The sequence below is a fragment of the Leptospira noumeaensis genome (genome assembly GCF_004770765.1).
GTDB lineage: Bacteria > Spirochaetota > Leptospiria > Leptospirales > Leptospiraceae > Leptospira_A > Leptospira_A noumeaensis.
Genome location: NZ_RQFK01000028.1, coordinates 23,876 through 48,378, shown reverse-complemented (window position 1 = coordinate 48,378; position 24,503 = coordinate 23,876). Strand labels below are relative to the sequence as shown.

General features: G+C 37.8%; 24 protein-coding genes. 15 read left to right on the top strand and 9 right to left on the bottom strand.

The genetic code is table 11. From position 1 onward, the window contains the following. The 9 genes from EHQ24_RS15475 to EHQ24_RS15435 all read left to right on the top strand — a co-directional run bounded on the left by EHQ24_RS15475 (position 1) and on the right by EHQ24_RS15435 (position 9,955). A complete protein-coding gene (locus EHQ24_RS15475; RefSeq protein ID WP_135602539.1) occupies positions 1-780 on the top strand; it encodes an ATP--guanido phosphotransferase in 780 nt (259 codons plus the stop codon). Between the two features lie 61 nt (positions 781-841). Next, entirely contained in the window at positions 842-3,394 is a 2,553-nt protein-coding gene (locus tag EHQ24_RS15470) for an ATP-dependent Clp protease ATP-binding subunit (RefSeq protein ID WP_135602538.1), read from the top strand. Positions 3,395-3,420: 26 nt separating this feature from the next. Then, positions 3,421-3,855, top strand: coding sequence for a hypothetical protein (locus tag EHQ24_RS15465; protein WP_135602537.1), 435 nt, complete (start codon positions 3,421-3,423; stop codon positions 3,853-3,855). Beyond that, the gene (locus EHQ24_RS15460; RefSeq protein WP_135602536.1) at positions 3,852-4,631 is read left to right on the top strand and encodes a tetratricopeptide repeat protein; all 780 of its coding nucleotides are present in this window, start codon (positions 3,852-3,854) and stop codon (positions 4,629-4,631) included. Before EHQ24_RS15465 ends, EHQ24_RS15460 begins: the two co-directional genes overlap by 4 nt. Next, the gene (gene mtaB, locus EHQ24_RS15455) at positions 4,628-5,917 is read left to right on the top strand and encodes a tRNA (N(6)-L-threonylcarbamoyladenosine(37)-C(2))-methylthiotransferase MtaB (RefSeq protein ID WP_135602535.1); all 1,290 of its coding nucleotides are present in this window, start codon (positions 4,628-4,630) and stop codon (positions 5,915-5,917) included. Before EHQ24_RS15460 ends, mtaB begins: the two co-directional genes overlap by 4 nt. 74 nt (positions 5,918-5,991) lie before the next feature. Further along, positions 5,992-6,762 carry an efflux RND transporter periplasmic adaptor subunit gene (locus EHQ24_RS15450; RefSeq protein WP_135602534.1) on the top strand — a complete coding sequence of 257 codons (771 nt, stop codon included), beginning with the start codon at positions 5,992-5,994 and terminating at the stop codon, positions 6,760-6,762. A gap of 1 nt (position 6,763) precedes the next feature. Then, positions 6,764-8,017: an ABC transporter permease gene (locus EHQ24_RS15445; protein ID WP_135602533.1), complete on the top strand. Its 1,254-nt coding sequence runs from the start codon at positions 6,764-6,766 to the stop codon at positions 8,015-8,017. Beyond that, the gene (locus EHQ24_RS15440) at positions 8,018-8,686 is read left to right on the top strand and encodes an ABC transporter ATP-binding protein (RefSeq protein WP_135602532.1); all 669 of its coding nucleotides are present in this window, start codon (positions 8,018-8,020) and stop codon (positions 8,684-8,686) included. It abuts the gene before it with no gap. 96 nt (positions 8,687-8,782) lie between these two features. Continuing rightward, the gene (locus tag EHQ24_RS15435; RefSeq protein WP_135602531.1) at positions 8,783-9,955 is read left to right on the top strand and encodes a trans-sulfuration enzyme family protein; all 1,173 of its coding nucleotides are present in this window, start codon (positions 8,783-8,785) and stop codon (positions 9,953-9,955) included. Here EHQ24_RS15435 and EHQ24_RS15430 read toward each other — a convergent pair. The 8 genes from EHQ24_RS15430 to EHQ24_RS15395 all read right to left on the bottom strand — a co-directional run bounded on the left by EHQ24_RS15430 (position 9,915) and on the right by EHQ24_RS15395 (position 17,992). Next, the gene (locus tag EHQ24_RS15430; protein WP_244310471.1) at positions 9,915-11,129 is read right to left on the bottom strand and encodes a multiheme c-type cytochrome; all 1,215 of its coding nucleotides are present in this window, start codon (positions 11,127-11,129) and stop codon (positions 9,915-9,917) included. The two genes, EHQ24_RS15435 and EHQ24_RS15430, sit on opposite strands and share 41 nt — an antisense overlap. A 25-nt stretch (positions 11,130-11,154) precedes the next feature. Then, entirely contained in the window at positions 11,155-12,603 is a 1,449-nt protein-coding gene (locus tag EHQ24_RS15425; protein WP_135602530.1) for a rhodanese-like domain-containing protein, read from the bottom strand. A gap of 10 nt (positions 12,604-12,613) precedes the next feature. Beyond that, positions 12,614-13,570, bottom strand: coding sequence for a hypothetical protein (locus tag EHQ24_RS15420; RefSeq protein ID WP_135602529.1), 957 nt, complete (start codon positions 13,568-13,570; stop codon positions 12,614-12,616). A gap of 3 nt (positions 13,571-13,573) precedes the next feature. Beyond that, positions 13,574-13,933, bottom strand: a complete 360-nt coding sequence (locus EHQ24_RS15415; RefSeq protein WP_135602528.1) for a hypothetical protein — start codon at positions 13,931-13,933, stop codon at positions 13,574-13,576. Positions 13,934-14,011: 78 nt separating this feature from the next. Then, positions 14,012-15,364 carry a rhodanese gene (locus EHQ24_RS15410; protein WP_135602527.1) on the bottom strand — a complete coding sequence of 451 codons (1,353 nt, stop codon included), beginning with the start codon at positions 15,362-15,364 and terminating at the stop codon, positions 14,012-14,014. Between the two features lie 225 nt (positions 15,365-15,589). Further along, complete coding sequence (locus EHQ24_RS15405) at positions 15,590-16,201, bottom strand: helix-turn-helix domain-containing protein (RefSeq protein ID WP_135602526.1); 612 nt, start codon at positions 16,199-16,201, stop codon at positions 15,590-15,592. Continuing rightward, positions 16,185-17,468 (bottom strand): hypothetical protein, encoded by a 1,284-nt coding sequence (locus tag EHQ24_RS15400; protein WP_244310470.1) that lies wholly within the window; start codon positions 17,466-17,468, stop codon positions 16,185-16,187. Before EHQ24_RS15400 ends, EHQ24_RS15405 begins: the two co-directional genes overlap by 17 nt. A 47-nt stretch (positions 17,469-17,515) precedes the next feature. After that, on the bottom strand, positions 17,516-17,992 hold the full coding sequence (locus tag EHQ24_RS15395) for a DUF4395 domain-containing protein (protein WP_135602524.1): 477 nt from the start codon (positions 17,990-17,992) through the stop codon (positions 17,516-17,518). Positions 17,993-18,130: 138 nt separating this feature from the next. On the opposite strand from EHQ24_RS15395, the gene EHQ24_RS15390 reads away from it, so the two are divergent. The 5 genes from EHQ24_RS15390 to EHQ24_RS15370 all read left to right on the top strand — a co-directional run bounded on the left by EHQ24_RS15390 (position 18,131) and on the right by EHQ24_RS15370 (position 22,909). After that, positions 18,131-19,051, top strand: coding sequence for a sulfurtransferase (locus EHQ24_RS15390; RefSeq protein ID WP_135602523.1), 921 nt, complete (start codon positions 18,131-18,133; stop codon positions 19,049-19,051). A gap of 3 nt (positions 19,052-19,054) precedes the next feature. Next, positions 19,055-20,371 carry a multiheme c-type cytochrome gene (locus EHQ24_RS15385; RefSeq protein ID WP_135602522.1) on the top strand — a complete coding sequence of 439 codons (1,317 nt, stop codon included), beginning with the start codon at positions 19,055-19,057 and terminating at the stop codon, positions 20,369-20,371. Next, positions 20,364-21,083, top strand: a complete 720-nt coding sequence (locus EHQ24_RS15380; protein ID WP_135602521.1) for a glycosyltransferase family 2 protein — start codon at positions 20,364-20,366, stop codon at positions 21,081-21,083. The genes EHQ24_RS15385 and EHQ24_RS15380 overlap by 8 nt, the downstream gene beginning before the upstream one ends. A 127-nt stretch (positions 21,084-21,210) precedes the next feature. Continuing rightward, entirely contained in the window at positions 21,211-22,350 is a 1,140-nt protein-coding gene (locus EHQ24_RS15375; protein ID WP_244310469.1) for an MptA/MptB family glycosyltransferase, read from the top strand. Continuing rightward, on the top strand, positions 22,310-22,909 hold the full coding sequence (locus tag EHQ24_RS15370; RefSeq protein ID WP_135602519.1) for a TIGR04282 family arsenosugar biosynthesis glycosyltransferase: 600 nt from the start codon (positions 22,310-22,312) through the stop codon (positions 22,907-22,909). The genes EHQ24_RS15375 and EHQ24_RS15370 overlap by 41 nt, the downstream gene beginning before the upstream one ends. Here the strand turns inward: EHQ24_RS15370 and EHQ24_RS15365 are convergent. Beyond that, positions 22,903-23,454, bottom strand: coding sequence for an OmpA family protein (locus tag EHQ24_RS15365; RefSeq protein ID WP_244310468.1), 552 nt, complete (start codon positions 23,452-23,454; stop codon positions 22,903-22,905). The genes EHQ24_RS15370 and EHQ24_RS15365 overlap by 7 nt on opposite strands. A gap of 26 nt (positions 23,455-23,480) precedes the next feature. Here EHQ24_RS15365 and lpxD point away from each other — a divergent pair, with 26 nt between their 5' ends. Next, positions 23,481-24,500, top strand: coding sequence for a UDP-3-O-(3-hydroxymyristoyl)glucosamine N-acyltransferase (gene lpxD, locus EHQ24_RS15360; protein WP_135602518.1), 1,020 nt, complete (start codon positions 23,481-23,483; stop codon positions 24,498-24,500). Positions 24,501-24,503: the final 3 nt, after the last annotated feature.

Genomic DNA, 24,503 nt, shown 5'->3' with positions numbered 1-24,503 from the left:
ATGCGCTTTTGCCGTTTTTGCGGAACCAAAGAATCTCAGTTTCGTAAAAGCGGTAAGTTCGGTTGTATCCACTGTGTTTCTGTTTTTGATTACCCCAAACCAAATCATAAAAAAATAATTTCTGATAAAGAAATCCAAACCTTAGAAAACTTTGTAAAAGAAAATCCAAAGTCCTTAACACTTTTATCTTTACGAACAAGAATCACAAGAAATCTCAAATCAAATCTTTTTCCCTTTTACGAACCTTCCGAATTGAAATCAAAACAACTGTTAGTGGATAATAAAATGGACTTTTTTCTTTATCCAAACCAGTCTCTGTCTACGGAAACACGAAATGAAAATCCGGAATCTATGATGGGTTTTTATTTGGGATCAGAAGATCACATTCGTTTTGAAAAAATCGTTCCCGGTGGGCAATGGTGCAGAAAGAAAAATGAGAGCGGATTTGGAAATTACCTCTCCATTTACCGATTTTTTTTCCAAAAGGAAAATTGGGCACACCACCCGGAACTGGGTTTTGTTTCTTCCTGTCCAACCAATTTAGGGGCCGGGAGGAGGGACTCTCTTCTGGTTGCGGTGGAGCCAGAAGCCGTTTCTGAGTTTTTTTCAAAATTACAATCTCTTCTCGAATTTGGTATAGAATTTGCTCCTTCCTCCGATCATAGAACTAGAAACATCGGAAAAGACCGAGTTATTGTCGTAAAAATTTCGTGGAAGAACGCTTCCGTGATTCAAAAACGTAAGTTTTACAAAATTCTTGGTTTACTAGGCTCCTATTAAACCGGTACGGTTATGATGGGAACAAAGAACGTTCGTCTAATTAATAAAGGCAGGGTGCGGCATGTTGGAATTCACAAAAAGAGCAAAAAGAGTCATCAACGAAATCGCCCAAGATGAGGCAAAACGTTTGGGTTCCGATTTTATCGGTCCTGAGCACATTCTACTTGGGCTTCTCCGGGAGGAGGACTCTGTCGCGATTAAGATTCTAACGAATCTAAATATCAATTTAAACGAACTTCGCAAAGAAGTCGAAAAAAGAACTCGTGAGGGTTCTGGTGCCTTGCTTTTGGATGTAAGCCAAGGACAAGACAAGTACCAAAAAATGATCGAAGTTTCTAAAGAGGAAGCAAAACGCCTCAAACATAACTATGTGGGAACCGAACACATTCTTTTGGCATTACTACGCGATAACAATAATATCGCAGGTGGATCGTTATCCTCTTTCAGCGTAAATTATAACGTCATTAAATCTGAGATTTTACGACTTCTCGGGGCACCGCCTTCTGGTGCTGTGGGCGGAACGACAGGTACACAAGGTGCGACTCAAGGCCAAACACAACAACAAGCGGCTCCAAGACAAGAAAAGAGCAAAACTCCTATTTTGGATGAGTTTGCAAGGGATCTAACCCAACTCGCTCGTGAGAAAAAATTGGATCCGGTCATTGGTCGTTCCAAAGAAATCGAACGTGTCATCCAAATCCTTTCGCGTAAAACCAAAAACAATCCAGTCCTTGTGGGAGAATCGGGTGTGGGAAAAACGGCGATTGTGGAGGGACTTGCACAAGCTGTGATTGAAAAGTTGGTTCCAGATCTACTTTTCGATAAACGAGTGTTATCTCTTGATTTGGCAAGTCTCATTGCCGGAACGAAATACCGTGGTGAATTTGAAGAACGATTGAAAAAAATCATGAAAGAAATCGTGACTTCTCAAAATATCATCATCTTCATTGATGAGTTGCACACTCTGATTGGAGCCGGTGCGGCAGAAGGAGCGGTGGATGCAGCAAACATCTTAAAACCAGCTCTTGCTCGTGGGGAGTTGCAATGTATTGGTGCGACAACAAATAACGAATACCGTAAGTACATCGAAAAAGATTCTGCTTTGGAAAGAAGATTCCAAATGGTAAAGGTTCTTGAACCTTCTGTAGATGATGCAGTCCTCATTCTTGATGGTTTGAAAAAAGCATATGAAGCTCACCATAAGGTTCGTTATTCGGAAAAAGCCATTGAACAAGCAGTGAAGTTATCTCACCGTTATATCAACGATCGTTTTTTACCAGACAAAGCCATCGATATCATTGATGAGGCAGGAGCAAAAGCTCGTTTAGCTAATTGCCAACGTCCAAACGAAATCAAAGAAATTGAAGAAGAAATCAAAGCTCTTTCTGTTAAAAAAGAAGATTTGGTTCGTAGCCAAGAGTATGAAAAGGCAGCCGCTGTTCGCGATGAAGTGAATCGTAAAAAAGGCCAATTAGAAGAAAAAACCAAACAATGGCAAGAACGTATGGAAGGTTATGCCGTATCCATTGAAGAAGAAGACATTCTATCTGTTGTGAGTCTTTGGACAGGAATTCCTTTGAAAAAAATGGAACAATCCGAGAACACAAAACTTCTCAACTTGGAAGGGGATATTAAAAATCGTATCGTTGGTCAGACTGATGCTATAGAAAAAGTAGCACGTGCTGTCAGACGTTCTCGCACTGGCCTTAAAAGTGAAAAACGTCCTACAGGATCGTTTATTTTCCTTGGGCCAACGGGTGTGGGTAAAACGGAACTTGCAAAGGCGCTCGCAGAACAACTGTTTGGGTCGGAAGACAATATGCTCCGCATTGATATGTCGGAATATATGGAACCTCATGCTGTATCCCGTTTGATTGGAGCTCCTCCAGGATACGTAGGATATGATGATGGCGGCCAACTCACTGAGTTTGTCAGAAGAAAACCATATAGTTTGGTGCTTCTTGACGAAATTGAAAAGGCTCACCATGATCTTTTTAATATCCTACTTCAAATTATGGAAGAAGGGAACTTAACTGACACCAAAGGTCGTAAGGTAAACTTCCGCGATACCATCATCATCATGACATCGAACATCGCTGCGAAAGAAATTTCGAAAGGTGGACGATTGGGTTTTGAAGACTTCGCAGAAGAAAGAGAATCTTATAAAGCCGAACAAGCTCGTGAACAGTTGAAAAAACATTTTAACCCAGAGTTCCTCAACCGTGTGGATGAGGTGGTTTACTTTGCTCCTCTCAAAAAAGAAGAGATAGTAAACATTGTGGATATCATGTTAAAAGACTTTAACAAACGTTTGACTGAAAAGAAAGTGCTTGTGGATCTTTCGCAATTGGCTAAAGAACATTTTGCTACCATTGGATACGACCAAAACTATGGAGCTCGTCCGCTCAGACGTGTGTTCCAAAGAGAATTGGAAGATTATATGGCAGTGCAGTCTTTGAAAGGAGTTTATGACAACCCAACAAAGATCTTAGTTGATTTTGTAGAAGGTAAACTTGTGTATTCGGAAACTCCTTGGACAGAGTACAAAGAACCTCCTAAAAAAGATGATGGTTCTTCACCAAACACTGAGGAAAAAGATTTGGCTCTCGTTTAGAGAGCCTTTCGGAAAGGCGAACGGAAATGGCTATTCTCATTCCCCTCGTCTTTCTGTTTTCGTATTTTTTTATCCGCAAAATTTGGTTCCAACTTCGGAAAATTCGAACAGTCGGAACCATTGAGCGGATTGAATTGGGATACATTCGTCCGAACCTCATCCTACCAGAAGTCAAAGTTTTTTATAAATACTACTTCCAATCGGGACTTTATTTTGGGTCCGGTTACCTCAATCTTTCTGATTTCCTTCCCACCCAAGAATTCCATGTGCATCTAGGTCCCGGCGAAAACCCTATTTTATACACAGAAGACTCAGAAATCATCACCGAGGAACATATCGAACATTACTTGCTTTCTAAAGGGGGAAGCGTTTTCCTATACCTGGACCCCATCGAACCCTATCATTCCAGGATAGATTCGGTCAATTTGAACTCCATTACAGTCCCTTCGGATCTTTTATGAAACATTTGATTCTCTCTTTTGCTGTTACTTGTTTACTTGTAACTTCACTCCATTCGCAAGAAAAGGAACAAGTTGGTTCCGCTTACTTTCAGGCTGTGGATGAATATAAAGTCAAAAATTACAACAAGTCCATTGAACTAGTCAAAGGTCTTTTGGCTGATGGTAAGTCATCTTATGAATTTTATGCACTCCTGGCATTTAACTATGATAAGTTGAATGATTTTGAAAATTCTTATAAAAACATTTTAGAAGCAAGAAAACGTAAACCAGACGATGAAGACCTTTTACAAGGAAGCCTTGCAATTCTAACCCGTCATAAAAAATGGAAACCTGCGATAGAACTTGCTGAAAAAACCATTCCCTTATACCCACAAAATCCAGAAGTTAGGTATTTTTATGCTCTAGCACTTTCGGAGAGAGGAGCATCCAAAACTGCTCTTTCTCAAATCGAAAAAGCAAAAGCAGGAAGTCCCAGTGACTTTCGAATGTTAGAGTTAGAAGGCAAGATTTATTATAATTTAAAAAATTATGATAAAGCAGATGTGAGTTTGCGTTGGGCATCTTCTCTAAATCAAAAATCTCCTGAAATCTGGAATAACTTGGCTCTTGTCCAAGAGTCACTTTATAAAACGAATAAAAAATTGGGTAAAAAATCCCAAGCGAACACCTATTTGACGGAAGCAAAAGAATGCATCCAAAAAGCTTCTGACTTAAATGGTGAAAGTAATACAATCAAAGAAAATTCTAAACGGATTGTAGCACTAAACGAACTTTGAAAATTAAATTTCATACACTCGGTTGTCGGTTGAATTTTTTTGAAACCGATGGTATGTACTCTGTATTAAAAGACAAAGGTTTTTCTCTGGCAAATGCTGAAGAAAAAGCCGAATACATTGTTGTGAATACATGTACGGTGACAAACAAAGCCGATGTAAAAAATCGAAATATCATTCGGAATGCCATTCGTACCAATCCAGGTGCTAAAGTGTATGTGACTGGATGTTATGCGGAAACAGATAAAGAAGTTTTACAGAATATTCCGGGTGTGTTTGGAGTATTTGGAAATACAGAGAAAAGTTCCCTTCCTTATAAAATCCTAGAGGATTGGGAAGGCAAAAAAATTGAAACCAACTTATCTTTTGACAGGTTTTCCTATTCGGATGTTTTACCAGAAGGCCATACTCGTGCTTATTTAAAAATCCAAGACGGTTGTAACAGGAAATGTTCTTATTGTAAAATTCCTGCCGCTCGGGGCCTTGGTGTCAGTAGAAATTATAATGATGTCCTCGATCAAGTTAGATACTTACAAGATAACGGGGTTGGTGAAATTCAGCTAACCGGCGTTAATCTTGGTTGGTACCGGTTGGAGAATGGAGAAAAAGGTTTTCTGAATCTTTTGGAAGATATATTAAAAATCTTAGAATACTCTCGCATTCGCCTTTCTTCCATAGAACCACCTGACGTAGGATCTGGATTACTCGATTTAATGAAACATCCTAGGTTCTGTAAATTTTTACACATACCTATCCAAAGTGGAAGTCGTAAAGTATTGAAAGACATGCGTAGGACTTACCATCCCGATGCTTTCCGCACAAGAATCGAACTAGCAAAGGAAAAACTTCCTAATTTATTCCTCGGAACTGATGTGATTGTTGGATTTCCCTCCGAAACAGAATCTGAGTTTCAAGAAACAAAGAATTTGTTAGTCGAACTTGGATTTGCGAAATTACATGTATTTCCTTATTCGGTTCGGAAAGGAACATCCGCTGAATCGTTTGGAGATCCCATTCCAGGTGATGAAAAAAAACGTCGAGTATTGGATTTGATGTCCCTTAGCTCAGAACTTCATACGAAATATGCAGAATCTGTAATTGGGAAAAAATACGAAGCCATCCTCGAAAGTGATGGTAGGTTTGTGACTGACAATTACCTCAAAGGACGTCTGGCTGATCCAATTTCTTTGGATACATTGCAAAAAGGCCAATTTGTGGACGTTAGGTGTTTGGAATATAAACCCGCCAAAGATAGAGAAGGTGAGTTTGTATTTGGACTTTCCCTTTAGTCTTTGTGTAAAGAGATAGTTTTCCTTAGAAAAAGAATTTTCAAATCCTATCGACCAGTGGTTATTTGGTCATCATGGATCGTAAAAAACTTTATCTCATTTCCGTAATTTTTGTAATCATTCTAATTTTAGTTTTTTCGTTTTTCTTTAGAACTTCTAAGTCAAACCGAATGTTAGTGGAAAAAGGATCCCTTGTGGAAGCCGTTTATGCTTTGGGTACGGTGAAACCTTTGGACTACTTTAGTTTGAAGTTTGGCATTGCTGCCTCCGTCCGTGAGATTTTTGTAGAGGAAGGTCAAATTGTCAAAAAAGGCCAAGCCCTGCTTACAAATGATTCGGGTATTACCTTTCGTTCTCCTTTAGATGGAACTTTAACGAAACTCAATGTAGCAAAAAATGAAACAGCTATGCCAGGTCTTCCTCTCTTAGAAATCCAAAACTTAAAATTGGTTTATATTTCCGTGGCTCTTGACCAAGAATCTGCCTTACGTGTCAAACCCGGACAGAGTGTACAACTTAGTTTTGAATCCATTAGAGGAAATATCTATAAAGGGAAAGTCGAAAGAATTTATCCATCTAACGGACAGTTTTTGGTTCGGATTGAAGCAGAAGAACTGCCTGATGGTATTTTGCCGGATATGACAACAGATGTTGCCATCGAAGTTTCCTCTAAAGAAAATGTCGTACTAGTTCCATTAGTCGCCGTAGATAGGGGAAAAGTAACTCGTATTCGAGATGGCAACAAAGATAAAATTGAAATACGAATTGGTGCCATCAATTCAGAGTTTGGTGAGCTTATCCAAGGAGATTTGAAAGAAGGCGACGAAGTATTGGTAAAAAACTAAGATGTTTTTCCTTGCGATCAGACAAATATTTTCAAGACCACAACAATCAATTCTAACTTTGATTGGAATTGTTCTTGGGACTGCCGGTTATATTGTATTTTCGGGTATTATGTTAGGATTCCAAGCAGTCATCACTGACCAGTTAGTGAATTCCGATGGGCAAATAAAAATTTCACCAAGAGACGAACTTATTTCTGAACGAACCTTTGAAGATGTTTTTTTTAAAGATAAAATCGTTCGATGGTTGTCTCCTCCATCGGGTCGAACCGATCATTCTCAGTTAACGAATGTTCTTGGGTGGATGGATAAACTTTCCAATGACCATCGAATTCTTTCTTTTGCTCCCCAATTGTCAAAAGAAGTTATTTTTGTGAATGGAGAGGCTACCGCACCAGCTAGGTTTGTTGGTGTGGATCCAAATATCCAACCCAAAGTCACAAACTTAAGCGACTATATCGTTGAAGGAAAATTGTCTGACTTGTCTCGCGGATCTTCCCTTGCCATAATGGGGGAAGGTGTTCTTAATAAACTCGGGGCCAAAATGGGTGATACCATTTCTGTTTATATTCCTGGAACAAATTTAATTCCTGTGAAAGTAGTTGGAATTTTGAGTACAGGAAATCGACTCATCGATGAAGTGATTGTATACTCCTCACTTTCCTCCGTACAAAGTATTACAAAGTCAAGTGGTGAAATTTCTCAAATCATCGTCAAAATTAAAGACATTCGGGCTGCAAAAGAAATTGCAGAAGACTTAAGATACTTTAGTAAAGACAAGGTGGAAAGTTGGGACGAAGTGAATGCTAGTATTTTGCAAGTATTCCGAACTCAAGATATTGTGCGTAATTCTACAACCTTTACGATCATCCTAGTGGTAGCTTTTGGGATTTATAATATTTTAAATATGGTAGTGAATCAAAAGAAAAAGGAAGTAGCCATCCTTCGTTCGATAGGTTTCGATGAAAAGGATACAATCCAACTTTTTATTTTCCAAGGATTGTTTTTAGGAACTTTGGGTGCGGTCATTGGAATCTTAGTTGGGATTCTCGGATGTTATTATATTGATGGAATTCCCATCGGAGATCCAAAACAAAATTCAAAGGCACTGATGAAAACCATGATGGTATCCTGGGACTGGATGATTTACCTCAAAGGTTTTTGTATTGCTGTTCTGAGTTCGTCTATTGCCAGTTATATTCCTGCTCGTATGGCAAGCCGTCTTTCTCCTGTTGATATCATTCGAGGAGCGACCTAAATGTTCGGAATCGAAGCAAAACATATTTTTAAATCTTTTGGAGAACCACCACAAGATATACTTAAAGATGTTTCCTTAGAAATTACTATGGGTGATTTTGTGGCTCTGACTGGAAAATCAGGATCAGGAAAATCCACATTATTATACATTGTAAGTGGGCTTGACAACCCAACAAGTGGGGACGTGAAAATCAATGGAAACTCTCTCCAAAAGATGGGAAGTAAAGAAGTCCATAGTTTAAGAAATTTATCCATCGGTTTTGTTTTCCAGTTCCATTACTTACTTCCTGAACTAACCGGCCTCGAAAATATAACTATGCCCGCTCGAAAAACAGGGACACATAAAACTATTGAAAACTATGCACTTCATTTGATGGAAAGTTTTTCCGTTTTGCATTGTAAAGACAAGTTCCCAAGCCAGATGTCTGGTGGGGAAGGGCAACGAGTTGCCATTGCTCGTGCACTTGTACAAAAACCGAAGTTTCTTTTTGCAGATGAACCAACGGGAAATTTAGATACAATTAACGGAGATAAGGTGATGGAAATTTTTAAAAGGATCAACAAAGAGGATGGAACTACAATTCTTTTTGTTACGCATGATCCTGATTATGCGGGCCTTGCCAGCCGGCGTGTTCATATGATTGACGGTAAAATTGCAGAAATTTCTTAAAAATTCTGTTATATTGGTTTAATTCCGATTCTATAGCAGATATTTTCCAAAAAAAATGATGAATTCGGAGGTTCATTCCCGACCTTGGTAGAAGATATGTTTGAACACTTTGAAACTGACGCCATCCGCATCCAAACCAAACGAACCGGGGAAAAAGAACATTCCACCCCACTATTTTTAACTTCCAGTTTTGTTTTTGATGATGCGGAACATGCGAGAGCACTTTTTGCAGAAGAAGTAACAGGAAATCAATACACAAGATTTTCCAATCCCAATACTACTGAGTTAATAGATAAAATGTGTTCTTTGGAACATACAGAAGATGGATTAGCCACAGCTTCTGGAATGTCAGCTGTGTTTACTTCTGTGTTTGGACTTGTGAAGTCAGGTGATCATATCGTATCGGCACGCGCCATTTTTGGTTCCACCCATCAAATTTTTGCAAACATATTACCGAGATTTGGAGTGACGACAACTTACGTAGACATCAACAAACCTGAGTTATGGGAAGAAGCCTTTCAAGAAAATACGAAAATAGTATACATTGAAACACCCTCGAATCCTGGGCTTGATATTGTGGATTTGGCATGGGTTTCTGCTTTATGTAAAAAGAAAAAAGCCATTCTCATTGTAGACAATTGTTTTTGTTCTCCTTATATCCAAAGACCTGCTGACTTTGGTGCAGATATAGTGATCCATTCGGCAACCAAATATTTGGATGGGCAAGGAAGAGTAATCGCAGGAATTATTTTGGGTAAAAAAGAATTCATCCAACCCATTCGGTATATGGCTCGTAATACAGGCCCATCCTTGTCACCAATGAATGCGTGGATTATCTCTAAAAGTTTGGAAACTCTTGCTGTAAGAATGGATAGGCATTCTGAAAATGCAATGAAGTTAGCTGAATTTTTAGAACAATCACAAGATGTGGAACTTGTTCGATACCCATTTTTGCCAAATGATCCTGGTTATGCGATAGCTAAAAAACAAATGAAATCTGGTGGTGGGATTGTTTCTTTTGTAATCAAAGGTGGGGTTGATCGGGCTAGAAAGTTTTTAGATGCATTAAAATGGTTTTCACTGACTGCCAATTTGGGTGATACTAGAACCACTGTGACTCATCCAACATCCACAACTCATTCTAAATTAACAGAAGCAGAAAGAGTCGCGGTTGGTATTTTGCCGGGTTTAATTCGAGTTTCTGTCGGATTAGAACATATCGATGATATTATTGTCGAAGTGAAACAGGCACTTTCCAACTCAAAGTAAAAAGTATATAACGAGAGTTCTTTTTTTCATATAAGGACTCTTGTAATTGTTTTTTGGAATGGTATGAAAGTGTTCCGGCTCTATTTTTTAATTCTTCTTCAAAACTTCGCACATACTGTTCATCGGGATCTACTTCAATTTCCCAAATCAATTCGGTAACCAAATTTTCATTTGGTTTGTAATCAAAACTAATTTTATAAGAATCATTTGGTTTGATTCTCGTATCTAAGTATTCTTCTGTTAGGTTCGTGTTGACTACTCTTCCAACAATTGATTCTTCTAGGAGGATTCGTGAATTTTGGCTTTTTAAACTTGCGAAAAAACGTAAATAAACTTTAGGGACAAGGTAGGTAGGAAAGTTATGGCCCACTCCTCGATTTTTTAGTTCCGCTTTGATTTGGTAGACACCATTATTTTTTTTTACTTCCCATTTGGGTTCTAACGAGTTTTGGACAAAATCCTTATCGTGGATCCCCTTCCAAGAATGTTCCCTGTCGGGCATATGACAGTTTTGGCATTGGATTCCATCTTTTGCATAAGAACTCCCTTCCCATTCTGTATAAACTTCCATGAGACGTTTCCCATTCAGACGGACACCTGTTTCTTTACTTTCATGGCAGGACTTACAAAACTCAGAAGATTCAAATTTTTCTTTCACAACATAACTGTTATGTGGAATTCTTCCTGAGTTTTGTTCTATTTTTTTATTTATTTTTGGAGGAGGGCCAAAACGAATTTGGTTTCTAATATGACAAGAAGCACATAGAATGGACGGGTTATCGATACCATCGGGAAAGTTGTGAGATTTTGAACTTATGATTTCCGGAGTTTGAAAGTTTGAATCAATCTCTGATTTTGTTTCTGCTAAAGGAGAATGGCAATTCAAACAAGATTTGTATTCTTCCTTTGTAAAAATTTCCTTTTGCCATAAAAATCCAGGACTTATCGATTTTGCATGAAAACTTTTTTCCCAATTTTGGAACTGATTCTGATGGCAAGTGCCACAGGACTTGGGGTTTAAGTTTCTTTCTAAAGCAGGGAAATCAGAAGGAGGAGTTCCTTGTGCGGAAATGGGATGGTTCCAATGTGATTCTAAAAACTGTGAATCCGAACAACTTACGAACAAAAGAAAAGAGAGAATAATGTTCGTAAGTTGGAAAGATTGATAATTCACGTTAAGATGAATCTATAAAAGTCTATTATCCACCGCAAGCATTTCCTCCACCACCAGAGGGAGCACCACCTCCACCGCTTGCAGCAGCAGCCGAAGACGACCCTCGTAAAAAAGATTTGTCTTCTACTCTAATTTTGTTTGCTGATTTGATGAACTGTCTTGCAACATCTAATTGGTAATTCGGAACATTGGCATCTGCATTCGCCGTATTACTTTCGGAAAGTGTGGCAATGTCAGTCCTCCAATACGAAGCAGGTTGACTAATGGCACTTGGGCTAGATCCAGAAGCCGGAGTTCGAAGTCCAAGTGCACCATACTGCCTCCAACCACCTTCATACAACCGTGTTGGTTTTCCTAGAACTTGATGAAGGATAAACCAGACGAGGGAACCTTTCGTAGCATCTTCTCCATAAACATAAATTTGTTTTCCTGATTGGTATCCAGTGTTATTCAAATAGGTTTGTAACTGGGTAAAAGATTTAAACTGAAATGTAGTTCCATCATATAAATCGGTGGGTACTAAATTGGAAGCAGATTTAATCCTACCTTCATAAGTCACCAAACAAGTATTACTCACAAATGTTGAATTTGTTTTTGTTGTACAGTTTGCATATTTGGAACCGGAGGCCGTAGAGTTTGCCGTTCCTGTATACGCGGCATTTGGTCTTCCATCAATGATATAAAAACCTTCCAACGGAAGAGGGTCTACTTCTTCAAAATTGGTGTTTCCATTTTTTATCGCATGGATTAAATCGCCAATCGTTAGTTGTAAGACAGTATGATCTCGGTAAAGGGTTTTTGTTCCATTCCCGCGGTTACTATTGGTATAAGTAAAAGAAGGTGTGGTGAATATTGCATTTGAAGCCGTTAAATCTGCAATGGATCCATTTAAAACCGCTAACCTTTCCTTTGGATAACCCCAATAGAGTAGGGTATAATAAGCAAAAGTTGCCGATGAAAGATTGGCAAGGGAAGAAGTGTCTTGGGCAAACACTACATAATCAATTGCCGGATCAATCCCGTAATTAGTAAGTAGGTCTGTAATTTTTTTTCCTTTGGGAACAATTCCATCGACAGCCAAAACTCCATCATCTCGAGTATCTGCTAATACTTCTGGTAAATTGGCTATGGGATAAGCAAAGGTTTGTTTCCCGTCAAAGAACACGTAACGACCGCTAGATCCAGAAGTTTGGACTTGAAAAATAACCAAATTTCCTGAGACACCGGCGGGGCGGTTGTTCGACCAATTAGACAAAAATCTAGAAAATTTTGTCGAAGTGATGAGTCCACTATCGTTTAGATTAAAATCGGAATTGGATAGAGTTGCCAGTTCCGCTGGAGAATACACACGAAACAAAAATGGGGTTAAATCCAGTTTGAAACTTTGTGGTAAAAACAAATACTCCGGCAGACCTTTACAACCGATCAGTTGAATGAAAATTAGACTAATTAATGTTAGATATTTTAATTTCATTGGATTACCCTTAAAGATTGTATGGGAGTGTTGCTGCAAATCCCACAGTTTTTAATCTTGCAGTGTTATAACCTGCAATTGTTTCTGAGTAGAATAAGGTATAGAAGTTTCCAAAACTATCCTGATAACTTAAGCCAACTTCCGCATTATGAAAATCCTCTTTTCTTCCCCATGCAGGCCGTTCATTTTGTACGTAAACATCATAAGGATTTACTCCATAAACGGAAGGTTGTGGGAAACGAGTCATGTTCCATGGTGGTTCTTGCCTTGGATCGGCATAAGCATAACCACCTTGCCCTACTTGCCCCCGGAGACCAACAGTCAAAAACAAAGATTCAAAAAAACGTTTGTAAAAGGCTGAGTAATACAAGATATCATCAGGAACTGGGTTTTCTCTTTTTCGGTAGGAAAACTCTCCAAGTCCACCTAATCCCCAGATTCCAAAATCTTTAGCTAAATAAAGATTCACCTCTCCACCACTGGCGCCATCACCCAGGGACTGAGGGTTTCTATCATAATCTCCTTTTTTGATCCCGCCAATACGAAGGGAGATGGTTGGCATGAAGCGGTATTTAGAATCGAATTCGTCCAAAATTTTGTAACGGATTCCAAATCTTGTATCCATAAATCCATATTTATCGGGAACATCGGGAGTTTGTTGTAAACCCAAATACCGATTAAAAACTCGATGACGACCTAATTTTCCAAACCCAAATGTAAAATCTACGGTGAGGCGATCTGTGATTCCGTATTCTAGGGCTAAGTTAGCAACCGACAAACGAACGTTATCATCGTATTTTGCTTTTTGTCCGGCGAGGAATGCACTGTCGTATTCAGAGTGAATGAAAACAGGCCGTACCCAAAGTTGTCTTTCGTATGGTGCCCAAGCTTGTTGTGCGTAAATACTTGGTGTAACAAAAACGGATAAAAATGATATGTATTTTAAAAAGTTAAAGAAAGATTTCATTGTTTATTCCTTCTTCTTCTCTGGAAGTTTCACATTAAATCTAACTTGAACAAAGTATTCAAGTGCTGTGATTTGTTCTTCTGTCAATTTCCCCGCAAAATCAGGAAGATTTACCCTTCTTTTTTCTGTATTTGGCAAACTTCCTTGTAAGTATTCCAATCGTTCTTCTTGTTCGATCAATTTTACATTCGGTTGTTTCTCTAAAGTCAGATCTTGATTATAGACTGCTTTTCCTAAATGGTATTTTTCTCTATCTTGCCCTTGTGGGATATTTGCGATACCACCACCACCAATCCCTCCAGAGGCGAAGGAGGATGAGATCAAAAGTAGATTAAAAATTAAAAATGTTATTATGTTCTTCATATAACTTTCCCTGCGAATCGATTTTTATATTTTTAAAAGAGGGACGTTGGAACATCCCTCTCTGTTTTAAATTTTCTTTTAACGTTTGTAAGCTTTGTCTTCTTCTATGATTTTTCTTGAAGTAGTTGCAAATGTATTTAAGTTAGTTGGTAAATTTGGATCTACGTCACCAGCCACATTGTAAGTGATCACTTCAGATACTTCTGGAAGATCCGTACGGTATGGAGAATCAGGCGGTAGTTTTGGAGCAGGTCCACCACCCGTTAAACTACCCCATTCAATCCAACTTCCATCATAATAAGTAGATGGGTATCCGAGAATGGCAATGTATGAAAATCCAGTCACCTGCGATCTGTTATTTGTTCGGCAAAGTTGGATGGCTGTTTGGCCTTCTTGGTAACCTTTACCGGCATAATATGCTTTTAGATCAGCTTTGGATTTGAATCGAAATTCTGTATCGAGTAAATCTGTCCATTTAAGTTCTTTAGCTCCTTTGATGCGACCTTCAAAGCCAACATATTTACCTGAAACTTCCGAAGTTGTACTTTTGATTACACCATTATACTCGTTGCTACTTCCAGAAGAAGATCTAGCATCTGAGATAAATACACTTGAAGTAAGTCCGGAAATAGTAACATTGTTAGGATTTTTTGCTGCAGTGATGACATCTTCTACTGGTAACATAAGAATGGTGTTATCAACTCGAAGAGATTTTACACTGTAACGGTTGGAGTAACTTGGAGGAGTGTTTGTTGTAGAACTGAAAGGAACAAAGTTTCCATCTGTTACTGCAAGACGAGGAAGAGTTCCATTTAAGAAGGCAAGATTTTTATGATCAAATCCCCAATAACGGAAGGTATAAAATCCCCGAAGTGTTCCTTGGACGTGACTGTTTGCATTGGCAGAAGAAACAAAGACAACTAGGTCATTGTTTGGATCAATTCCGTAACGATTGAGAATGGCATCCACTTTAGTTCCATTCGCAATGATAGAAACTGTATCACTTAGTCCACTGCTTCGTTTTTGGCTAAAACCATCGCCACCGTCTAAGGCACTGGCTCCATCAGCGAAAGTAAAGGAATACACAACAACGTCATTTCCGTTTCCAGCGATGTATTCTTTTCCAGAAGTGGCACTAGCACCGTTTTGTAAGATGACTAATTTACCGTTGATACCAGCAGGTTTAGTTCCAGACCAATTATTCACCCATTTTCCTAATGTAGAAGGAGTGATGAGTCCATATTCATTTAGATTATAATCGTCGTTAGACTCTTTTGCTAACTCGGCTGCACTATTGACCTTAATTCCTGAAGAGAGGGCAAGGGCTGCCAGTAGCAGGTTTCGTGTGTCGTTATTTTTGGCTCCACCGCAGGCTCCGATGAACCCCGCGGTAATAAGAGCAATCGACTTGGTTAGTAGATTGGTTTTCATTTGTTAATCCTTAGATTTTATTCCCGTTTCCCCCCTGTAGGGGTTGCACCAGAGTTAGGAAACATGGTAAGGTCAGTCTGAAAAAGGGGGTCGGAACAAAAAACAGTAAATCTTATATATTGAACTTAATATCTTATATATTGTTCAATATATTCACGAGATGTGCATCTTTTTGGCCTTTCCTTTTTTTTTAGAAATTCTTGGTTCCAAGAAAACTTCCTTATTTTACCGAGCCTTTTTGGACGCGATCCAAAGAAATTTAGATTCTTCGCTGAATTCATTTTCAATGAATTCTAGTTCCGCAATGGGAAAGAAGGCACTGTCTGCTGGTTCCAAAATGATTTCTTTGGTTTTTAATTTGATTTTTATTTTTCCGGAAACTTGGTAGATTTTGATATCAAAAGCAGTTGGTAAGTGGCCGAACTGGGAGATCTTTCCTTGTGTCAGTTTCCATTCGACAAGACTCAAACGATCTCTTTCTTCTTGGTAAAAAACCCTTGATTCTGCTGTATTTTTAGCGGAAATCCAGCGTTTGCCTTCGTTGGATCCGATAAACCGTGGGGACTGGGCAAAAAGATCAGGGATCATTTCTCCGATGGGAATCCGAAGTGATTTTGATAATTTCCATAAGATCCCAATACTGGGTGTGGTTTTTCCTGACTCGATGAGTCCTAGCATTCCTCGACTAACGGTTGACAGCTGAGAAAGTTTTTCCATGGATAAACCTAGTTCTAACCTTCTGCGTTTTAAGGTTTCCCCAAGGACAACCGTTAGCACTTCATCGACATTTCTTTCGTTTTCTGTTGTGGCAGAAAAACTTTCAATTTCTGTTTCCATACCCAATACTTCCCTTAGGGGCTATGTTTGATATATTGGATATTTTGTAAAGTAAAATGAATATTTGTCTAAAATACCAGGTGAGGCAGATTAAGGATATTGAGGCTTCAAACAAGAGGATGGAGTTTGGGATTTCATAGAAATAGGTAAATTCAAGTCCCAAACGGACAGATGTGAAGTAAGATAATTGGGGGAGTGATACCAAAATCCATGGAAATATTCTTTCTGACTTGGAAGTGACTAGGATCGGAAGAAGGATTAAAAAATACCAAGGGTTGTATACGGGGAGTAAACATAAAGAGAGGTATCCAAATAAAAAATATAAATCTAATTTTCGGGAGATGGATTCGAATTTGCGGAATCGATTTTTCTTTTCAAGGTTGATGAATAGGAAAATTAGCATAGTAGCCAAAAATATCACTAGTGGAAATGTTCTTAGATTCGCGGCCCCAAATATTTTCCAGAATGGTTCATAAAACTGGTTGAATTTGAAAAATCCACCAAATCTTAGTAAGTTGGTAAATCCAAAGTCGTTTGAATTTGGAAAAATTAAGTAGTAGATGAAATAAAAAATAAAAAATCCTAAAACAAAAGACAAACCAATCATTAGGCATTCTTTCCAATCCCTTTTCCAAGTTTTGAATGGTATATTTTGGATCAGATACATAAAATAGAATAGAGAAAAGAATTTAATGTGAACGATGAGACCAAAGATAAAACTCGAAAGGGAATATCTTTTATTTTTGATTGTATTTAAAAAAATCCAAAAAAGAGAAAGAATCAATATTTCAAAATGATAATTTAAATATACTTCTTTGATTAAAATTGGAAAAATCCAATACAGGAGTGGAAACTTGAAGGGTTTACCTCTCGAATATAATAAAAAACTAAATGTTTCTAAAATAAGATAACTAAGTTTTAAAAAAATTCCTGAAAAACCTGGAGAAAATAAGGCAAAATAGAGCAAAACAAAAGGTGTGTAAATCGTTGTCCAATCAGGATGGTTGATTTGCGATAAAATTTCTGTTTCTATTTCACTTAAGTTAGATTTTTGAAATGAAATTTCAGGAGCTATTTCATAAGGAGACTCTCCGTTTCGAATAAAATTTCCTTCCCATAAATATCTCGCCCAATCGTCTTCCCAAACTGGAGGAAGAAAAATAAATATAACACGAAGGCTAAGGCCGATGAGAAAAATTTCTGTTTTGTATTTTTTAAAAAAAGATTTAGGAAGGGTTACCATCCATAGAAAAAGAATGGTAACCAAGGAAATACTTATGAATAGAATCCATTGTAACAATGTCTTAACAAAAACTATTTATTAAAATTTAGATTGTTACATCTTTCACAGATTTCTTTCGGAATCACTCCTAGTTTCATCAGTAGACCAAATGCAAAACAACCAGCACACCATCCTAAAAAAGATTCGAGTGATGCAAAAAAAACGAGAGTCGCTAAAGTGATTTGGTAAGCCAATCTTAGATCCAAAACAAAAAACACAATGGCACCGACGCTAAATAAAAATCCAATGAGCTGCGCAAATCGTTTGGGTGGTCCTGCTGTGGCTACAAAAGAAATTCCGAGCCATGGGACCAAGTATCTAGAAGTAAAAAAAGCAAACGGTTCAAACTTTGGTCCGTAACTCAAACGCAAAGTAAACCCGGCAAATAAAAGTGCGAGCACATAAGGGTTCGGAAAAAGAATCGCAAAAACACCAAGGAATACGACAGTCGAGGCGACAATCCTTGTGACATTTTCATTGACCACGTCCGGATAATAACCAATTTTCATATTGCCCTCCATTCCATTCCAAAGTACGAGGAGGGTTGCTTCTATCAAGAAAAATTCGCTTTATTGGATGAAATATTTATTTTATTGACGATATTTCGTCTTAAAAGAGAAAGACTTTATAAATTCGGGGGAATTTTCGTGAAAGTACTACGTTGTTACGGAATCTATCTATTTTTTTTCTCTCTTCTGGGAGCATTCTTCGAAGAACCAAGCGCTGGGCCTTCTGTACGGGCAGCAAAACTAGTAGATGCTCCTTGGTTTCTCTCAGCTGAATCAGCCCTCTCCCTTCCGAAATATAAAATTCTAGATACTCGTTCTGCATTGCCTCGTTTGAAAAACAAAGTTTCAGGAGCAGTTGTTTTATCTTGGGAAGATCTTTCTCGCACTGATGCCCCACATAAGGGTGAATTATTAGAACTAAAGATCGTTCGTAAAAAAATAAATGATTTAGGGATTAAACAAGATGATAATATTCTTGTGTTAGGTGATGGGAATTCTGGTTGGGGAGAAGAAGGGCGAATTGTTTGGAGTCTTCGGGAAGCCGGATTCAAACAATCCTATTGGATTGATGGGGGATATTCCTCTTATGAAAAACAAATCCAGAAAAAAACAAATCCTAAACCAGAGACTTTGGCAATCAACTTGCCATTAGCAAAAGACAAAACCCTTGTATCGGCAGCCATTTTTAAAGATGAAATATTAAAGGGATTACCATCGAAACAACACCAAATTTTGGATACAAGAGAACCGAGAGAGTTCACTGGGGCAACGCCATACGGTGAATCTAGAGGAGGGCACATTCCAGGTGCTAAATCTTTTTTCTACCAAGAGTTGTTCGATTCTAAAGGGAATATTAAATCAAAATCAGAAGTTGAAGTTTATTTAAAACAGTTAGGCATTCAAAAAGAAAAACCCATTGTAGCCTATTGTACAGGCGGGGTTCGTTCCGCTTTTGTGGTTGGAATCCTTCGCACTTATGGATATAATGCATACAACTATGCGGGCTCAATGTGGGAATGGTCAAATGATCCAAAACTTCCGTTGGAAACTGGAAATTAAAAATTGAAACGAAATTTACTTATCCTCCTTTTGGTATTAATCGTTTTCGGGATTGGAGGATTTCTTTATCTGAACCAAAGAGAGGTTCCCATCGAACAAGTGTTTCCTGGTAAAATTTGGGCCAAACCAATTGAAAATCTTCCTGATTTAAAAGGAGTCGGGGCTCCTACGGCCAAAAATTGTGGGAACTGCCATACGGAAATTTATGAGGAATGGCAACGTTCTACCCATGCTAATGCCCTTACTGATATCCAATTCCAATCAGAACTTGCAAAACCGAGTTCTCCTAAATGGATTTGTTTGAACTGTCATATCCCCGTTCAAAACCAAAGAGAAACCATCATCACTGGTCTACGGAATGGAGATTATTTTCGTCCTATAGAAATTCCAAATCCTAATTTTAATCCGGATATGAAGGAGGAAGGGGTTACCTGCGCCACCTGCCATGTACGAGTGGATTCGCAGACAAAAGAAAGTTATGTGATAGGTGGAACCGGTGGGACTTCTCCTCCTCACCCTATTAAAATTGATCGTAACCAATTATTAAAACGTTGTTATGATTGTCATAATGAAACTTATACTTTAAATGAATCACTCGTTTGTTCTTTCCAAACCGGGACAGAGTTACAAGCCACACATTCCAAGCAAACTTGTTCTTCTTGCCACCAACCGGAAGTTCGTCGTTCTTTTGTCAAAGCTTCGCTAAACAAACAGATTCGAACATCCCACAAACATGGGTTTATTGGCGGTGGTGTTCCGAAAAGATTCGATTTGTATCCTGATCAAATTCGTTTGGGTTATAAACCTGGCATTGTTCTTTCTCGTTGGAAAGTAGATAACAATACCATCGAAGTGCATATTAAAAATACTAACGCTGACCACCATGTGACAACGGGTGACCCAGAGCGGTTTTACAGATTGTCTATCGTTGGTTTGGACAAAAACGGAAATTCGATTTTTCAATCGGAATCAACGATTGGTCAGGAATGGACTTGGTCACCTCAAGCAAAAAAAGTAAATGATACACGAATTCCATCGGGGAAGGTCTATGTTTGGGCATTGAAACAAACCGAACTTCCAGTGGTTTCTTATCTTTTCCAAGCAACACATGTTCGTTTGAAGAATGTTACTTCGGATTATATGAGTCAGTCGTCAGGTTATCTTACTTCTCCATATAAAGAAAAAGTAGAAAAGATAAAAGAATTATACCCTCATAGTTCTCTCGTCATTGAGTCTCTATACCAAGTAAAAACAAAGTCTAGAAAAGACACGCCTTTAGAAGAATTATTCAAGCGGAATGTAGAAAAAAAAGGTGAGTAATATCCTTTGTATCATTCCTGCTCGGGACGAAGAAGAAGGCATTGAACGTGCGTTAACAGGTTTAATCAAAAATTCTGGTTTGCCAAAATCTAGTTTTATTGTAGTGAATAATGCATCAAAGGATCAAACACCTGTTATTCTTCGGAAAATGGGGATTTTTACTTTGGACTGTCCCGAAATTGGTTATGGAAATGCTTGTCTCGTTGCGCTCAACTGGATCAAAAATAAAAAACCAGAGCCGGAATATATTCTTTTCTGTGATGCCGATGGATCTGATGACCCGATGGATATAAAGAAACTAATCCAAAAAATTGAAACAAACAAGGCCGATTTGGTGATTGGTTCTAGGACCATTGGTGTTGTCGAAAAAGGAGCTCTGTCCCCCATTCAAATTTTTGGAAATGCACTTACCTGTTTTTTGATTTTTGTTTTTTTTCGTCGAAAATTTACGGATATGGGGCCACTTCGTATTTTGCGATATTCTTCCCTTGTTCGTTTGCAGATGGAAGATCCCACTTGGGGTTGGAATATTGAAATGCATGTGAAAGCACTTCAAATGAAAATGGATATAATTGAAATTTCTGTGAACTACCGCAAGCGGTTTGCAGGTGTTTCCAAAATATCGGGAACCATTTCCATGTCGATTCGCGTGGGAATCAAAATTTTATACACTTTTTTTCGGTTGTTACTCTTTAGTGTTCATAACAGATAAACTAACAAAAATTATACTTTTTATACTTTATCCAATTTTGCTTTTCGGTTTCGTTCATTTTGGAAACAGAAACGACTTATATATCGTCCTTTTAATTTCTTTTATACTACCGATTTATTTTTACTTTTTGATCGATGGTCTATTTATTTTTGGGAATAAGTTTCATTTTTTCGTATTGTATGTGATTTTTTTACGACTGGTGGTGGTTGGGGTTACACCTGTATGGAGTGATGATATATATCGTTATCTTTTTGATGCAAAAATACTTTTAGAGGGGATTTCTCCTTATTTATACACACCTCAAGAACTAACTGAATATGCACAAACAAATTCGTTTGGTTTGGATTTTCTTTTATTAAAAATGAATAGTCCTAATTATTATTCTGTTTATCCGTTGTTACTTCAGTGCTTTTTTGCTTTAGGTACCATCATTGGATCCTTCATTCAGAATAGTTTCTTAGCAGTCCAAATTTTAATCATCCTATTTGATATTTTGAATCTGTTTCTCATTCGAAAATTATACCCTGCACTTTCGAAAGATTCGCTCTGGTTATATTTTGGAAATCCTATTGTCATCATGGAAGGAATCTCTCAAATGCATCCGGAAATTCTTTTGGTTACAGTTTGTCTTTTGTTGTTTTTGTCTAAATCTACTTTTAAAATCATTGTTTCTTTCTTTTTTTTAACTCAAATAAAGTTTAATGCTTTCCTTTTTATTTTGGGGATACGCGGAAGCCGAAAAACATTGATTAGTCTTTTGTTCGTTATAATTGGTTCATTGGTTGTTTGGAAATTCACAGTTTTTTCTAATTTGGTTATGCAAGGAACTGCAGGGTTAGGATTATTCTTCCATTCGTTTCGATTTGCTGGACTCGTAGAACCCATTTTCTATTCTATATTAATTCCTTTCCAAGGTGAATATCTTTCAGGAATCCTTTCTTTTCTCACTTTGAGTTTCGTTTATTTTTTTTGTTATCAAAAGAATCTGTTTCGAAACTTTCAATTACCTGTCCGATTTTTAATGATTTATTCTTTGTTCCTTTTGTTTTCTCCCGTGATCCATCCTTGGTATTGGATTCCTTGGGTGTTTTTTGCTTTGAGTATTCAAAAAAATAAAAGTTTGGTTGCGGTTGTGACTTTTGTTGCGTTTTTATCTTATGGATTGTATGTGAATAGTGATTTTGTATACATCCATTGGTTGGTTTCAATTTTAGTTTTAGGTTCTTATGGATTCAAACAAGTTAATTATCTTCGCCAAACATCCTGAACTGGGAAAGGTAAAAACTCGCCTTGCTGTTAGTATTGGAGAGGAAAAAACCTTAGACATATATTCTGAGTTACTAAATATCACTACTTCCGTCACATCCAAACTTAATGTTAAAAAAATCGTGTATTGGGATCATACCAAAGAAAATCCACCGTATGAATTTGGAATTGGATTTGATTATGAAGTTCAGGAAATTGGCGACCTAGGTTTTAAAATGAAAATGGCTTTCCAAAAAGAATTCCAAAGGGGGACAAATAAAATCCTTATTATTGGAACAGACTGTCCTTTTTTAACAGAAAATATTTTGTTTGATGCTTACAGAAAACTAGATGACTCTGATTTTGTGATCGGACCTGCTCGAGACGGAGGTTACTATTTACTTGGAATGAAAGAAGTTTCTCCTTTTTTATTTCACTCCATTCCGTGGAGTACAAAAGATGTTCTTTCATTGACCATCGAATCTATAAGAAAAGAAAACAAAACTTTTTCCTTAATTGATGAACTTATTGATATCGACGATATCGATGATTTAAAGTATTGGAAAGGGACTACTTATTGAATTTGTTTTAAGCTGATTTCCACTCGCCTATTGAGTGCTTGGTGTTCTTTGGTTTTGTTTGGAGATTTGGCGTTTCCAAAAAACAACCTTCTAATTTGGTTTGGTTCCACAAAATGAATTAGAAAAAAACGTTCCACTTCTAATGATCTTTTTTCACTAACAGTTACATCCGATGCTGCGTTTTTTCCTTCATTGGCATGGGCATGAATATCAACTTCATAATTTCTATTTTGGTTTAAAAAATCGGCAGTAGTTTGTAAACGGGCCAAATCCGCTTTCGATATTTTGGAAGAATTTTTTGCAAAGTAAATAGTGAACGTTTTTTGTTCGGACGGATTTTCCGTTTTTTTATATGGATTTTCGAAAACCACACCTTCCTGTGCTACCAACCCATTTGCGAACAAAAAATATTGAACAGTGTAAGTTAACAAAAGCAAACGAAGGCTCTTTTGTAGTTTTTGGTAGTACATATAATGATCATCGGATGTTTGGAAAATTCCAATACGATAGATTTTAAATTTGTGATTGAAATATGTCCCTTCCAAGTAGTTTTCAAGTCTAAGGTATATCAATGAAACTGAAAGATTTGGCTGAACAATTAGGTGCGAGTTTCACCGGTTCTGGTGATTTGGAAATTAGTGGTATCAAAGATTTGGAACACCACACACCAGTAGACCCCAATAGCATTTATTATGTGGCTTCTAAAAAGTATTTGGCCAAACACAAAAAATCAGCTGATGTCAAAATTGCTCTTACCATTGATTCTTTAGCTTCTCATTTTCCCAATGCCATTATTGTTCCCGAAGAAGGTTCCAAGGTAAAATTCATTCAAGTCATTTCTTTATTTGAAAAAAAACCTAAACAAGACGTTTCTATTTCTTCGAAAGCAAGTGTTCATCCTACCGCCAAACTTGGCAATGATGTTACCATTATGGATTTTGCTGTCATTCAAGAAAATGTAGTTATCGGTGATCGGGCCGTCATTCATCCTAATGTAGTTTTGGAACCAAACGTGGAGGTCGGTGAAGAAACAGTTATCAAATCAGGGGTGGTGGTTTATTACAATTGTAAGTTAGGAAAAAGAAATTTGATCCATTCTAATACAGTGATTGGAGCCGATGGTTTTGGTTTTTATGATTACGGGGGTGTACGTTATAAAGTACCCCAAATTGGAAATGTTCTGATTGGTGACGATGTAGAAATGGGTGCACATTGTACGGTAGATAGAGCGGCTCTGGAATCTACAACCATTGGAAATTTTACAAAATTTGATGACCATGTACATGTGGGCCATAACTGTCGTGTGGGAAATTATGTATACATAGCGGGAGCAACTGTTCTTGCAGGATCAGTAACCATTGAAGATGGATGTTTTTTGGCTGGCCAATCAGCAGTTGCAGAGCACCTAACGATGAAAAAGGGATCCATCCTTTTGGGACTTTCCGGACTAGCAGAAGATTCCAAAGAAAAAACAGTATATTTTGGAATTCCCGCAAGGCCTGCATTGGAAATGCATCGGATCAATAGTTCTCTCCCGTTTTTGCCAGATGTAGTGAAGACTTTCTCGAAACAGAAAAAAGAAGGGAGTTAACGT

What these genes read in the sequence shown, in the direction of transcription:
- EHQ24_RS15475 (WP_135602539.1), top strand. Translation starts at nt 1, where the DNA reads ATGCGCTTTTGCCGTTTTTGCGGAACCAAAGAATCTCAGTTTCGTAAA.
- EHQ24_RS15470 (WP_135602538.1), top strand. Translation starts at nt 842, where the DNA reads ATGTTGGAATTCACAAAAAGAGCAAAAAGAGTCATCAACGAAATCGCC.
- EHQ24_RS15465 (WP_135602537.1), top strand. Translation starts at nt 3,421, where the DNA reads ATGGCTATTCTCATTCCCCTCGTCTTTCTGTTTTCGTATTTTTTTATC.
- EHQ24_RS15460 (WP_135602536.1), top strand. Translation starts at nt 3,852, where the DNA reads ATGAAACATTTGATTCTCTCTTTTGCTGTTACTTGTTTACTTGTAACT.
- EHQ24_RS15450 (WP_135602534.1), top strand. Translation starts at nt 5,992, where the DNA reads ATGGATCGTAAAAAACTTTATCTCATTTCCGTAATTTTTGTAATCATT.
- EHQ24_RS15445 (WP_135602533.1), top strand. Translation starts at nt 6,764, where the DNA reads ATGTTTTTCCTTGCGATCAGACAAATATTTTCAAGACCACAACAATCA.
- EHQ24_RS15440 (WP_135602532.1), top strand. Translation starts at nt 8,018, where the DNA reads ATGTTCGGAATCGAAGCAAAACATATTTTTAAATCTTTTGGAGAACCA.
- EHQ24_RS15435 (WP_135602531.1), top strand. Translation starts at nt 8,783, where the DNA reads ATGTTTGAACACTTTGAAACTGACGCCATCCGCATCCAAACCAAACGA.
- EHQ24_RS15425 (WP_135602530.1), bottom strand. Translation starts at nt 12,603, where the DNA reads ATGAAATTAAAATATCTAACATTAATTAGTCTAATTTTCATTCAACTG.
- EHQ24_RS15420 (WP_135602529.1), bottom strand. Translation starts at nt 13,570, where the DNA reads ATGAAATCTTTCTTTAACTTTTTAAAATACATATCATTTTTATCCGTT.
- EHQ24_RS15415 (WP_135602528.1), bottom strand. Translation starts at nt 13,933, where the DNA reads ATGAAGAACATAATAACATTTTTAATTTTTAATCTACTTTTGATCTCA.
- EHQ24_RS15410 (WP_135602527.1), bottom strand. Translation starts at nt 15,364, where the DNA reads ATGAAAACCAATCTACTAACCAAGTCGATTGCTCTTATTACCGCGGGG.
- EHQ24_RS15405 (WP_135602526.1), bottom strand. Translation starts at nt 16,201, where the DNA reads ATGGAAACAGAAATTGAAAGTTTTTCTGCCACAACAGAAAACGAAAGA.
- EHQ24_RS15395 (WP_135602524.1), bottom strand. Translation starts at nt 17,992, where the DNA reads ATGAAAATTGGTTATTATCCGGACGTGGTCAATGAAAATGTCACAAGG.
- EHQ24_RS15370 (WP_135602519.1), top strand. Translation starts at nt 22,310, where the DNA reads ATGGATTCAAACAAGTTAATTATCTTCGCCAAACATCCTGAACTGGGA.
- lpxD (WP_135602518.1), top strand. Translation starts at nt 23,481, where the DNA reads ATGAAACTGAAAGATTTGGCTGAACAATTAGGTGCGAGTTTCACCGGT.